This window comes from Spirosoma terrae, from assembly GCF_010435915.1.
GTDB classification, from domain to species: domain Bacteria; phylum Bacteroidota; class Bacteroidia; order Cytophagales; family Spirosomataceae; genus Spirosoma; species Spirosoma terrae.
In genome coordinates this window covers 14,086-26,172 of the sequence record NZ_JAAFZH010000012.1, presented here as the reverse complement: position 1 = coordinate 26,172, position 12,087 = coordinate 14,086, and the positions used below count along the sequence as shown (strand labels likewise).

The window sequence follows — 12,087 nt, the reverse complement described above, 5'->3', positions numbered from 1 at the left end:
CTGTAAATCCTGTCAAACACAACCTCCCTTATAAAATGCTTAGTCTAGAATCACATTACAAGCCGCTGTATGTGTATAAAGAGACACAGACTCGGCACAACGAGCTTAATTACCAACTGATTGGTAAACGGATTTTTGACATTTTTTTCGCTCTAACCGTAACAATTTTAGTTTTATCATGGCTAATTCCAATAATAGGAATACTAATTCGCTTAGGTTCAGTTGGACCAGTTCTATATATTCAAAAGCGGACAGGTTATCGTGGGAAACCTTTCAATTGCTTGAAGTTTAGAACAATGACTCATAACCCACAAGCTGTATTTGCGCAGGCTACAAAATTTGATAATCGCGTTACACCAATCGGTAGATTCTTGCGAAAAACAAATCTTGATGAAATGCCTCAATTCTTAAATGTATTAATTGGCGATATGAGTATCGTCGGCCCTCGGCCACACGCATTACAGCACAGTGCCCAATTCTGGAATACTATGCCTGAGTATAGAAAGAGATACAGAGTAAAGCCAGGGGTTACAGGGTTAGCCCAGGTGCGAGGATGTAGGGGGGAAACTGATCAATTAATAAAAATGCAACATAGAGTTAAGTATGATCGGTTTTATAATAGAAAAAAAAACCCATTTTTGGACTTATGGATATGTTGGCTTACTATTAAATCAATGATAAAAGGTAACGTAAACGCTTGGTGAGTTTTATGAGAGATCAAAAGTGTTTTTAAATCTAGCGATAGAAATAAATAATGGAAATATTAAAAGTTGATAGTTCTCTAGTTCAAAATTTTAGAAAGATAGTTGTCAATAAATTAGATACACGTTCAAAAAAAGTAATAGAAAATATTGGATTATCTTTTTTTGTGAAGATAATGAGTTTGGGCATTAATTTAGTATTAGTGCCTATGACTATAAATTATATAAACCCAGTTCAATATGGGATATGGCTAACAATTAGTTCAGTAGTTAGTTGGATGAATTTTTTTGATATAGGTTTGGGGAATGGTTTGCGTAATAAACTTACAGAAGCAATAGCGCTAAATGATATTGAAAAAGCGAAAATTTATTTAAGTACAACTTACGCTGTCTTGTTAATAATATCTATTGTAATATTTATTACTTTTTTTTCTTTAAATAGATTCATTAACTGGGGGGGGTTATTTGATAGTAATGTTGCGATGAATATTGATATTAATAATATATTATTGTTAATAGTGACTAGCTTTTGTTTTCAATTTGTTTTGCAAACAATAAATACTGTTTTGCTAGCTACACACAAAGCTTTTATGTCATCTGTTATCATGTTAATAGGTCAATCAGTGACAGTTTGTTTGCTGTATTTAGCGAAAAAAAGATATGTTGGTAGTTTAGAGTTACTAGTAATAGTATTAACAATACCTCAATCAATTACTTTACTCTTGGGGAGTATTTATCTATTTAAAAATAAAATGAGATATATAGCTCCTAATTTTAAGAGTATTAAATTTATGTACAGTAAAGAAATAATAAATTTAGGGGGAATTTTTTTTGTCATTCAGATTGGTTCTATAGTATTATTTCAAACTAATAATGTTATTATAGGGAAAATTTTAGGTCCATCTTATGTGACTAACTTTAACGTAACATATAAATTATTTTCAGTATTTAGTATTATATTATCCATAATAATTACTCCGTATTGGAGCGCCTTTACAGATGCTTATGTAAAAAAAGATTATGCCTGGATGAGAAAAAATGTAAAAATTATGAGATTGGTATGGCTGTTTTTAAGCTTTGGTGTTATAATAACATATTTTATCTCTGACTATATATTCAAAGTTTGGATAGGCAGAGAATTAGAAATTGAGGGAGGAATTGCATTAGCTATGAGTATATATACTATTATGTATATGTGGCAGACCTTACATACTTATATACTAAATGGAATAGGTAATTTGAAGATACAATTAATTGTAATTTCAATAAGCTCTTTTATAAGTATTCCACTTGCTATTATGCTAGGCCAAATTTGGGGATTATTAGGAATAATTATTTCTAGTTCTTTGATTGTATTTTTTATAAGTATTATACTTTCTGTACAAGTAAGGAAAATTATGAAGAGTTTTTAAGCCATTCGTTTATAAAAAGATAAAAGTTTTTTTAAGATGAGGAATTTTATTAAAATTATTAATAATATATATTTTTCTTTGAATTTTTATTCAATCTTTTTAATTATTACATGCATTCCTGATTTTTTAAATCTAAATTCAGTAATATTTGTAAATATATATTGGGTAACGAAAGTTGCTTTAGCACTTTTTGTTATCTATTATAATTTTAGTAGGCAATCCAATAAAAAGATAATAATAACAATTTTTTATTGGATTGTGATTGTGTATGTAATAAATATTTTTATTGATGTTTTTCTTGAATATGAAATAGAATTTAATAATTTATATAATATACATGGTGAAAGAGATTTATTAGGTTTTATTCTTGGTATTATAATTGCAATTTCATTTAAAAATTACAATCAGATATATAATAGAAATAGCTTTAATGTTTTCTATGTAACCCTTTTTATTGGTCTTTTTATTGCGTATTTTACATCTAAAGAAAATTTTTCATTAGACACATCTACAATAAGATTTGATGCAAATAGTACAATTAATTCAATTGTATATGGGCAATTAGGGTGTGCACTTTGTATAGTTTCAATATATGCATTAATTAATTTTAGTGTAGATTATAAGCGAAAAATACTTTTTGTTGCATGTTTTTTCTTAGGTTTATTGTCAATAATGAAAGCAAGTTCAAGATCGCCGTTAGCTGTTATAGTGATCGTTAATTTATTTTATTTGTTTTCGAACAAAGGATTTGTAAAAAGTTTAGTTTTATTGTTGGTTTTTTTTATAGCAATAGTTGTTTTTATTAATCCATTTATGGATTTTTTTTCTGAAGTGTTAGATAGCAACTTGGCTACTCGTACAGCGAGAGTCTTTTCAGAAAGAGAAACTAGCGGAAGAGATGAGATTTATTCTAATACTTATAAACTTATACAAGAAAATTTCTTATTAGGGTCGTATTATATAATAAAATCCGGTCCAGGGATTGGTAGTTATCCACATAACTATATATTAGAAGTCTTTATGACAAATGGAATAGTTGTAGGTATATTATTTTTAATTGTTATTTTTTATAGTCTTATGACTTCTTATAAAATTATTAAAATGTCACATCCTGCAACTTGGGTAATTTTATTATACTTACAAACCCTAGTTTATGGTATGTTTTCATCAAGTCTATATAGTGCTCAAGACTTTTGGGCATTACTTTTGTTTACAATTTCGCTATCAATATACAATTTAAAGATAATTAATAAGGAGGACAAATATCAACAGGAAATGAGAGTTTCTATTGTAACATAAAAAGCAGAATTATTGGTTAACTAATTAATTGAAGAACTAAGATTATTATTTACTACAATGAGCAGGTATTTTTTATGCACATGGTTATGTGCTGATTCGACTGGGGATGAAAGCACTTATTCGCAAATGGGATTTAAAGGCAAGTCTTCATCTCAAAGTTTTTTAAATGTTTATTGGAAAAATATTTGTACTCTATTTTTAACAAGTAAAAAATTTAATAAAGACTTAAATTTAATTTTTTTTACAAATACAGAAGTGCCAGAGACAGTTGATTCTGTTAATATACACTCCATGTTTGCGAAGTTGTCAGTGAAAATAATCCAGATTGATTTTGAATATAAGACACCTAGCAACTACTATGGCAGTTGGCGAAATACATTCTTCGAATTTTCGATCATCAAAAGTATGATAGATTTATCTAAAAATGATGAAGATGTTTTTTTGTTATTAGATTCTGATTGCATAGTAACTCAAGATTTAACATTATTATGGTCTATGGGGTTAAAAAATGGATTTTTAGGATATTCAATAGATTATCCTTTAGATCACGTTGTAAATGGTTTGTCTAGGCAAATGATGAAAGAAGTTTATGAAGAATTGGATTCGACTTCTTTAGATTCGATACCTAATTACTACGGGGGGGAATTCTTGTTATCTACAATTGCAAATCTAAAAAAGATATTTCTTGATTTTGAGGAGTTATGGCCAAAGCTTTTAATGAGAAATGAGAATAAACAACTGAAATTTAATACAGAGGAACATGTATTAAGTTATTTATTTTATAAAAACAAATTAGAGAATTCTTTAGCGAATAGATTTATAAAAAGAATGTGGACGCAGCCTTTTATACATAGGAATGTTGTTCCAAGGGATGAGGAATTTGCTATTTGGCATCTACCTCATGAGAAAAAGTACGGCATTATAACTTTATTTTCAATTTTGACTAAAGATATAAACCGTACACTTAATTTGCCAGATGAAGAATTTTTTGAATTATTAAAATACCATCTAACTATACCATCTATACCCAATTGGATTTATATATCAAGAATATTGCCAGTTCAAATTGTTAAAAAAATTTATTTAGCTTTTTCTAATTAATTTATAATTTATGGCTAATTCACCTGTTGCTATATTAGTTATTTGGATAGGCCCATTCCCTTCATCTTTTGATTTGTGGTTATTATCTATAAAAAATAGCCCCTTTGATTTTATTTTCGTTACTGACCAAAAACAACCTATTGAATGCACTCAATATAAGTGGTTAAACTCTACTTTAGAGGAGCTTTGTGCTCTTTTTTCGTCAACATTGGGATTTCAAGCTGCATTATCGTTTCCTTATAAATTATGTGATTATAGGCCACTTTATGGGGAAGCATTTAGTGATATTTTATATAATTATGATTATTGGGGTTATTGTGATTTGGATATGGTTTTTGGTGATTGCAGCTCTGTATTGGAACTTGTTGAAAATAAGACGATAACCAAAATTTTTCAAAGAGGTCATTTAAGTCTAATAAAAAACGATTCTAATATTAATTCTTTATATAGAAAGTCTAATTTAATCGATTATAAATATATTTATATGAATGAAAAGTCTTGTATGTTTGATGAATGGCACGGTATTGGTAAAATACTAAAATATGAAGGTTATGAAGTGTTTCATTCTGAAATTATGGTTGATATCAATCCTAATTCTCTTTATTTTAAACCTTCAAATATAAATTCTTTTAAGCATCAACTTTTTATATATAATAATGGAAGTATAAAGCATTTATATTATAAAGATGGGAGCTTATGTAAATCTGAATTTCTATATATTCATTTTCAAAAAAGAAAAATAGATTTTTCTTTGGTTGATACTGGAATTAATTCTTATGCCTTTATGCCGGATAAAGTGATTCCTTTTAATGAATCTGACTTTAGTAGTTCTGATCTATTAAAAATTAATGATCGTGATTATGTTCATTTTATTAACAGGCTTTTTGAAAGAATCAAAATTAAAATCAATCCTAATCTCAATAAGTTTGATCAATATGTTATGACCATTAAATAAATTTGCTATGAGTTTTGAATACGCCCCTATTTTGATTTTTACATATAAACGCATTGCTACTTTAAAGACTACGATCGATTGTTTAAAGAGAAATAAGTATTCAAGTCTTCATGAACTATATATTTTTTCTGATGGACCTAAAACGGACTCTGATGTTGACAGTATTAATGAAGTAAGGAAATTTATAAAGTCTGTTAATGGTTTTAAGAATATTTATATACGTGAATCAACTATTAATAAAGGTTTGGCTAATTCCATTATTGATGGTGTTTCTGAAATAATTAATATTTATGGTAAAGTAATCGTTCTAGAAGATGACTTGATGACTAGCCCTAATTTTTTGGCGTATATGAATCTCGGCTTAAATCATTATATAAATAACTCAAAAGTATTTTCAGTTTCTGGATTTACTATGCCCATAAAAGGATTACAACCTAATTCTATTTATTTCACAAAAAGAGCATCTTGTTGGGGATGGGCAACATGGGCTGATCGATGGGGAAATATAGATTGGGCTGTTAAGAATTATGAGGATTTTAATGCAGATAGTGTATTGAAAAATAGATTCAATGAAATGGGTTCAGATATGTCTAATATGCTGAATCGTCAAATGTCAGGAGAAATTAATTCTTGGGCTATAAGATGGTGTTTTCATCAATTTATGAATGATTTATATACTGTTTTTCCTGCTATATCTAAAGTTATTAACATCGGTTTAGAAGATCCTAATGCTACTCATACAAATGAAAAATTTAACCGCTTTAAAACATTTTTAGATTATACAAATAATGAACATTATCTGTTCACGGATAATGTCGAATTAGATGGTGATATTATTAAACAATTTATCAGACCTTATTCTATTCAACAACGAATTAAATATAAGATATTAAATGCATTGTTTTAGTTTATGAAAATATTAACAATTCACTCTTTTTATCAAGTTAGTGGTGGTGAAGACAGCGTATTCAAATTAGAGGCTAATTTGCTACGAAAAGGTCATTCTGTTAAATCTCTCTCTTTTTTTAATCGACCTGGTTTTGAAGGTGCTATACAGTTTTTTATATCGATTTGGAATCCTTTTTCTATTAATAGTCTAAAAGCTGTTATTTCGGATTTTCATCCTGATGTTATTCACATTCATAATTGGCACTATGCATCCGGCCCAGTTATTATAAGAACGCTTAAGAAGCTAGGGCTACCTGTTGTTATAACATTGCACAATTATCGTTTACTCTGCCCTTCTGGTTCCTTAATGGATAAAGGCCACCTTTTTATTAATAGTTTAAATGCCAATTTCCCGTGGGAGTCAATTCGAAGACGGGTTTTCCGTGATTCCTATTTAATGACTTTTTGGCTAGCATTCGTAATTTGGTTTCATAAAAAAATTGGAACTTGGAATGCAGTCGATAAATACATCGTATTAAGTGCTTTTGCTAAGCACTTATATACTTCGTCAACACTTAATATTGATTCTTCGAAATTTTGTATTAAGCCTAATTTTGTAGATCAAGGTCCTATCATCAATAAAGATAGGGAATCTTTTTTCCTATACGTAGGGCGCTTAAGTGAAGAGAAAGGCGCTGAAGTATTATTAGCTGCTTTTCAAAATTCTGATTTTCAGATCAAAATAGCTGGCGATGGTCCTTTGGCTGAGAAAGTAAAAAAAGCTAGTGTTGACAATAATAATATTGAGTATTTAGGAGTTTTGGGTAAGCGTGATGTTTTAGAATTAATGCAGCAATGCTCTGCGCTTATATTTCCTTCTATTTGGTATGAAGGAATGCCCATGGTTATTCTTGAAGCATTCTCGCTCGGCACTCCTGTGATAGCTAGTAATTTTGGAGCAATGAGTTCTTTGATCCAAAATGGCGTTAATGGCCTTCATTTTGAAGTTAATATGCCAGAGGCTTTACTTGATATCCTTACTGAGTGGAAAAATTATCCATTGACTGTAAAGCAAGCTTTTAGTCATAAAGCTCTTGAAACTTATGAACGTAATTATACACCAGAAGCTAATTATAAAATGTTGATCGATATATATCAATCAGTAATAAATAATACTATTATTGAGTATGAAGTAGAATGTCCTGCTTAGTAGTGACTTTAATCTGTTTTGTATTTTAAAGCAAAAAGAGGAAACTATTTATAGTTTCCTCTTTTTGCTTTAAAAGTTAAGAAAGCCATTGCTTCCCTAAATACCATCCATACAGACTATTTGTCACTGCGTAGCGTTTAAACAAACGTCTGGGTTCTAACGCTAATCTGTAAAACCATTCCATACCAATACGTTGTATCCATTGTGGGGGGCGGCTTTGCACTCCTGCCAGAATGGGTAAGCCACCCCCAATGCCCAGCATAACAGCCTGAACTTTCCCCCGCATTCTCGCCATCCAGCGTTCCTGTTTTGGGCAACCTAATGCTACGAATACTAAACGAGCGCCCGATTCATTTATCTGATCGATAATTTCCTCTTCTTCGTCGACCGTTAAGCTCCGAAAGGGTGGCGATAACGTACCGGCAATCTGAATGGCAGGGTAACGTTCACGGCAAACGGCTACTGCTTTAGCCAGTACGTCATCAGTTGAGCCGTAAAAGAAGATAGGCAATTGTTCTTCAGTAGCTCGTTTAACCATGTTATTTAGCGTGTCAGGCCCTGTAACGCGGTCCTGGTGTTTTTTGTGTAGTAAACGCATAGCCCAGGTCAATGGCAAGCCATCTGTACACACCCAATCGGCTGAGTTGACCACTTGGGCAAATTCAGGGTCGCGGTGTGCTTCAACGGCCATATGTACATTAGCAAAGCAGGCTGTTCTGGACTCACCCCGATGCGCTGCGTTAATTAAGGCATCCTGAAATTCCTGATAATTACCTAATGATACGTGTAAGCTTAAGATCGTAGCGCGCTCAGCTGGAGCTGCTGGCGTAATAGCTGTTGGTGTAGAAAAATCAGAAATCATACATGAAATCTTAGACTATTAATAGAAAAATAAAATACTTGGTTTATTGATTTTGCCAGGATTGGTATTGATGTGATTATATAGCTTGGATAGGCTTTTTTGTAGTATTACAATACCGAAGATATTAATGGTAGGCCTATTGGAGTAATCCATGAGTCGAAATCTCTAGCTATATTTTTTATCCGGGGTCAGGTTTTAATGGGGTACTTTTATAATGCAGAAAGTACGTTTTATAGTACTATTTATAGGATGTAAGCGTACTGATTGATTAGGTTGTAGTTGACAGAAGGGATCTGTCGAAGCACTAAAACGATGAGCTAATCCAATGAAAACCATTCTCTAGTGTAGACAGCAGGGTGCTGTCGGCTACACATTTAAGTTGTAGCTGATTCGTGCTATTTATAAATGATTTTTACGCTTAAAATTGCTTTGCCGACTACGCGTATGTTCTTTTGGCAGATGGGCAATTTGAAAAGGCAAAAAAATCATATATATTATACGGGTTTGAGCCTAGTTCTCTTCTAGCCGCCAAGACCGTAACGAACCGTATATGAACTATTTTTTGTCGATTCTGTCGCTTATAATTGTAAGCGCTTGTAAAGAATCGGTCATTGTTCAGAATCTGCCTGATAATGCCCTCATTAAACCCGGTGATTATAAGTTGACGGGTGCTACGTCTTATACTATTGAAGGCGTCACCTCGTCTGAGCCTGTATCGGGTACACTCACTGTATTTACCGGGCCTGAAGGGCAATACTATTTCCTGGAACGTATCGCAGGGAGATCGCCAATCGGGTTTCAGGTGCAGGTCAATAATTTGAACTTGTTGCTGCAATCGGTGCAGGACTATACCAAGGTGGGAAACACAGCATATTACGGATGGATGGACAAGGGGTGCACGGGTAAGTTAGAGTCGGAATCGATTGTGTATGATCGCTATGCGAATACGGAAGGGATTGGACTTACTACGCCGACTGGGGAGCAGATACGCTACACGAAGAAGATTCGTAAGCATGTTCACGTAGTGGCCGCCAGGTAGTTAGCTACAGCTACCTAGATACGCCATGTCTCTAAGACATGGCGTATCTCTATATTCATTAAACCGCGCTTACTCGGGGCGCGAAAACAGCCAGCGAATCTTTGCGCCATTCGCCACGGGCCGCCAGTGTTTCGGCGATAGGCTTCAGACGTAGAAAATCGGTACGGCTCATGGTGGTAGGGAGGGTACCTCGCGAGAAAAAGTAACTCGTTTCGTTCACAAACCGATGATATTGGCTTACGACGCCCTCTCGGGGGTCGTTCGGTTTAAAACTACGTAGCAGAAAGCGCGACCGGGCTGCTTCCAGATTGCAGTAGTTGATGACTTCGAGGTAACTTAATCCATCCAGCTGCGCTACGAATTTGTCAATTTTGTGGGTTTTGTTAATCGCCATTGTGTACAGTTACTGGTCTATATGTCAATCGAGTAGGTGTTCGTTGGGGGTACGTATTGGAGTAAACTATGTTGAGTGCTGGAGTCTCAGCTAGTCTAGCCTATTTTAGTTTGCATTTTTGTCTTGCTGACGTGTTTATGAGCATTCAGACAAGTAGTTAAATAGTATATCTTTTATACTTATCTGTTTATTTTTAGCCATATAATATCCTAATACGTATATCGAGTTTAATAGATAATCGATTTGATGTATTGAATGTATATAGTATGTTGGAGAGTTCAGGAACGTAGCGGGCTAAATTGTATAACCGGCATACCTGTCTTAATAAAGTCGCTCTATATGTATCTATTCTAGTATAAGTCATATAAATCCCAGCCGGATTTGGTGAATAAAATGCCCTTATCAGTTGGTCTACGGATACGTTTAGTAGCATGTAGTACTTTTTTTATGGAAAAATGAAAATTTACTATGTGACTTACAAGCCGCCCGAATCGTCGTAAGAATAACTACTTAAATCCGTAAGTATATATTCCTTCGTACATACGGGCTAACGACTTGGGGAATGAACTACAAAGGCTTTATTATCGAATCGCAATCCATTGACGAATGCGTCTGGCATTCAACAACAGGGGCCATGTCAATTGTTGGGACTAGAACCGTGTATGCGGTCAGAAGCTCCGTATCGAGCGTAGTGTTTGCCATCAAGCGCTCAGCCGAATTAGCCCGTACAGCGATCGATAAAAATGCCCATCGCTGGCTGAAAAGTTAATCATCTGGAAAGAGATGGATACCGTAGCGATACTACCGATAGCTAAGCAATCGGGACGTAGCGTTTCGGTTTTGTGTAATTTCCTGCCCTATACATTGACTTAGAAACATACGTGTAGAAATTAATTAGTAAGACGATGGACTATAAATCGTTTACCATTGAAGTAGAAACGGTTGATGAGTGCAGATGGGATGAGGAGACAGCTACCTTTCTAGTGGTAGGACAGCGAACAGTGTATAAAATTATTGGTATACAGGATCGGCTGGTGTACGGTATCCGGCAATCGATGGAAGCAGCGCAAAAAACCATCGACAAGCATGGGACCCGATGGCGGGCCCAGTAAGCAGGTAGTTATACTTAAGTCAAAACGATACGTTCACGTTTTCTTTCGTTATATAGTATATACTAATTGGTAAGTAGTAAACTGTATGGTATGGTTGTAGGGTGTTTGATTCAGAAGTCAAAGATTAAAATAAGATTATAACGTTAAAATATGGATATGTTTACTTTTTGTGTAATTAGTAACTTGTGTTGCAGTTAACTATAAATAGGACTCCTTAGTACAAAATTATTAGTTAGTTTACTTTTCGGTACATTGAGTTAGTAATCAAGTAGATAGTTTCAGTAGGATGTTCGTTAGGTGTATTACATTGACTAACTAGATTAATGTTATTACAGCTTTCAGCCTTATTTTGTTATGTCCTCTGCTGCTAAAACTACCTATGAAGGTCAATCCTGGTGCCGGTGTACGTCACACGTTCGATCTAAACCAAGTAATTGCCATTACTGCTGACATTAACTACAGCTACGTTCATATGCTGAACGGAAGTTGTTTACTTCGGAGCCGAACGTTAAAGTGGTTTTATGATCGATGGCCCGAGTTGCTACGTATCCACAAGAACGCGCTGATCAATCCTATTTTTGTTGAATACTATAGTGTTACCGGAGGAAAGCATCCATCGGGCTACGTGGTTATGAAGAATAGCTTACGCCTGGAAATTTCCCGCCGGAATGTGAAGTCGGTGGGCGAACAATTACGACTGCTTAGTGAGGCTAATTAGTGGAGCCGGTTAGTATACATCACCTTTTGTGCCTATTGAATGATAGCAAATCCGGGAGCGGGTGTTCGGCATCGGTTTGAGCCCGATAGAGTGATTGCCATCACGGCCGATGCCAACTATAGTTTTGTGCATTTGCTGAGCGGTCAGCGGCTGCATATGAGCCGAACACTCGGGTGGTTCAATCAGCGCTGGCCGGTGTTTCTGCGTATTCATAAACACACGCTGATCAACCCTGTGCACGTACGGGAATATAGTCTGAAAATGGGCCGACACCCGATGGGCTACGTGATTATGACGAATAACCTGCGGCTGGACGTATCGCGTCGGAACATTAAGCAAGTGCGGACTTATCTTGAACAGTCGGGCACTAATTCCTCCCCATCCTGATACGTATCG

Annotated in this window: 14 protein-coding genes; 12 read left to right on the top strand and 2 right to left on the bottom strand. The window is 34.1% G+C overall.

Annotated elements, in window-relative coordinates; translation table 11 throughout:
* The first annotated feature begins 35 nt into the window (after window positions 1–35).
* Genes GK108_RS21990 through GK108_RS21960 form a run of 7 tightly spaced genes read left to right on the top strand, consistent with a single transcriptional unit; the run spans window position 36 to window position 7,566 of the window.
* Window positions 36–704, top strand: coding sequence for a sugar transferase (locus tag GK108_RS21990; RefSeq protein WP_163953175.1), 669 nt, complete (start codon window positions 36–38; stop codon window positions 702–704).
* Window positions 705–754: 50 nt separating this feature from the next.
* A complete protein-coding gene (locus tag GK108_RS21985) occupies window positions 755–2,113 on the top strand; it encodes a lipopolysaccharide biosynthesis protein (protein ID WP_163953173.1) in 1,359 nt (452 codons plus the stop codon).
* Window positions 2,114–2,149: 36 nt separating this feature from the next.
* Window positions 2,150–3,412, top strand: a complete 1,263-nt coding sequence (locus tag GK108_RS21980) for an O-antigen ligase family protein (RefSeq protein ID WP_163953171.1) — start codon at window positions 2,150–2,152, stop codon at window positions 3,410–3,412.
* 57 nt (window positions 3,413–3,469) lie between these two features.
* On the top strand, window positions 3,470–4,513 hold the full coding sequence (locus tag GK108_RS21975) for a hypothetical protein (RefSeq protein WP_163953170.1): 1,044 nt from the start codon (window positions 3,470–3,472) through the stop codon (window positions 4,511–4,513).
* Window positions 4,514–4,523: 10 nt separating this feature from the next.
* Window positions 4,524–5,468: a DUF6625 family protein gene (locus GK108_RS21970; RefSeq protein ID WP_163953167.1), complete on the top strand. Its 945-nt coding sequence runs from the start codon at window positions 4,524–4,526 to the stop codon at window positions 5,466–5,468.
* A gap of 7 nt (window positions 5,469–5,475) precedes the next feature.
* On the top strand, window positions 5,476–6,375 hold the full coding sequence (locus tag GK108_RS21965) for a glycosyltransferase (RefSeq protein WP_163953166.1): 900 nt from the start codon (window positions 5,476–5,478) through the stop codon (window positions 6,373–6,375).
* A gap of 3 nt (window positions 6,376–6,378) precedes the next feature.
* Window positions 6,379–7,566, top strand: coding sequence for a glycosyltransferase family 4 protein (locus tag GK108_RS21960; protein WP_163953164.1), 1,188 nt, complete (start codon window positions 6,379–6,381; stop codon window positions 7,564–7,566).
* A 76-nt stretch (window positions 7,567–7,642) separates the two neighbouring features.
* Here the strand turns inward: GK108_RS21960 and GK108_RS21955 are convergent, their stop codons facing one another.
* Window positions 7,643–8,428, bottom strand: coding sequence for a WecB/TagA/CpsF family glycosyltransferase (locus tag GK108_RS21955; RefSeq protein WP_163953162.1), 786 nt, complete (start codon window positions 8,426–8,428; stop codon window positions 7,643–7,645).
* Between the two features lie 550 nt (window positions 8,429–8,978).
* On the opposite strand from GK108_RS21955, the gene GK108_RS21950 reads away from it, so the two are divergent.
* The gene (locus tag GK108_RS21950; RefSeq protein WP_163953160.1) at window positions 8,979–9,467 is read left to right on the top strand and encodes a hypothetical protein; all 489 of its coding nucleotides are present in this window, start codon (window positions 8,979–8,981) and stop codon (window positions 9,465–9,467) included.
* A 58-nt stretch (window positions 9,468–9,525) separates the two neighbouring features.
* On the opposite strand, the gene GK108_RS21945 is transcribed toward GK108_RS21950, so the two are convergent.
* Window positions 9,526–9,861, bottom strand: a complete 336-nt coding sequence (locus GK108_RS21945) for a hypothetical protein (protein WP_163953158.1) — start codon at window positions 9,859–9,861, stop codon at window positions 9,526–9,528.
* Window positions 9,862–10,423: 562 nt separating this feature from the next.
* On the opposite strand from GK108_RS21945, the gene GK108_RS21940 reads away from it, so the two are divergent.
* From GK108_RS21940 to GK108_RS21925, 4 genes are all read left to right on the top strand, one after another.
* Entirely contained in the window at window positions 10,424–10,630 is a 207-nt protein-coding gene (locus GK108_RS21940) for a hypothetical protein (RefSeq protein WP_163953156.1), read from the top strand.
* Window positions 10,631–10,766: 136 nt separating this feature from the next.
* Window positions 10,767–10,973, top strand: coding sequence for a hypothetical protein (locus GK108_RS21935; RefSeq protein WP_163953155.1), 207 nt, complete (start codon window positions 10,767–10,769; stop codon window positions 10,971–10,973).
* A 379-nt stretch (window positions 10,974–11,352) separates the two neighbouring features.
* On the top strand, window positions 11,353–11,691 hold the full coding sequence (locus GK108_RS21930) for a LytTR family DNA-binding domain-containing protein (protein ID WP_163953153.1): 339 nt from the start codon (window positions 11,353–11,355) through the stop codon (window positions 11,689–11,691).
* 39 nt (window positions 11,692–11,730) lie between these two features.
* On the top strand, window positions 11,731–12,078 hold the full coding sequence (locus GK108_RS21925; RefSeq protein WP_163953150.1) for a LytTR family DNA-binding domain-containing protein: 348 nt from the start codon (window positions 11,731–11,733) through the stop codon (window positions 12,076–12,078).
* Window positions 12,079–12,087 lie beyond the last annotated feature (9 nt).

Bases quoted from the DNA above. Each gene is read 5' to 3' on its own strand.
- GK108_RS21990 (WP_163953175.1), top strand. From the start codon at position 36: ATGCTTAGTCTAGAATCACATTACAAGCCGCTGTATGTGTATAAAGAG.
- GK108_RS21985 (WP_163953173.1), top strand. From the start codon at position 755: ATGGAAATATTAAAAGTTGATAGTTCTCTAGTTCAAAATTTTAGAAAG.
- GK108_RS21980 (WP_163953171.1), top strand. From the start codon at position 2,150: ATGAGGAATTTTATTAAAATTATTAATAATATATATTTTTCTTTGAAT.
- GK108_RS21975 (WP_163953170.1), top strand. From the start codon at position 3,470: ATGAGCAGGTATTTTTTATGCACATGGTTATGTGCTGATTCGACTGGG.
- GK108_RS21970 (WP_163953167.1), top strand. From the start codon at position 4,524: ATGGCTAATTCACCTGTTGCTATATTAGTTATTTGGATAGGCCCATTC.
- GK108_RS21965 (WP_163953166.1), top strand. From the start codon at position 5,476: ATGAGTTTTGAATACGCCCCTATTTTGATTTTTACATATAAACGCATT.
- GK108_RS21960 (WP_163953164.1), top strand. From the start codon at position 6,379: ATGAAAATATTAACAATTCACTCTTTTTATCAAGTTAGTGGTGGTGAA.
- GK108_RS21955 (WP_163953162.1), bottom strand. From the start codon at position 8,428: ATGATTTCTGATTTTTCTACACCAACAGCTATTACGCCAGCAGCTCCA.
- GK108_RS21950 (WP_163953160.1), top strand. From the start codon at position 8,979: ATGAACTATTTTTTGTCGATTCTGTCGCTTATAATTGTAAGCGCTTGT.
- GK108_RS21945 (WP_163953158.1), bottom strand. From the start codon at position 9,861: ATGGCGATTAACAAAACCCACAAAATTGACAAATTCGTAGCGCAGCTG.
- GK108_RS21940 (WP_163953156.1), top strand. From the start codon at position 10,424: ATGAACTACAAAGGCTTTATTATCGAATCGCAATCCATTGACGAATGC.
- GK108_RS21935 (WP_163953155.1), top strand. From the start codon at position 10,767: ATGGACTATAAATCGTTTACCATTGAAGTAGAAACGGTTGATGAGTGC.
- GK108_RS21930 (WP_163953153.1), top strand. From the start codon at position 11,353: ATGAAGGTCAATCCTGGTGCCGGTGTACGTCACACGTTCGATCTAAAC.
- GK108_RS21925 (WP_163953150.1), top strand. From the start codon at position 11,731: ATGATAGCAAATCCGGGAGCGGGTGTTCGGCATCGGTTTGAGCCCGAT.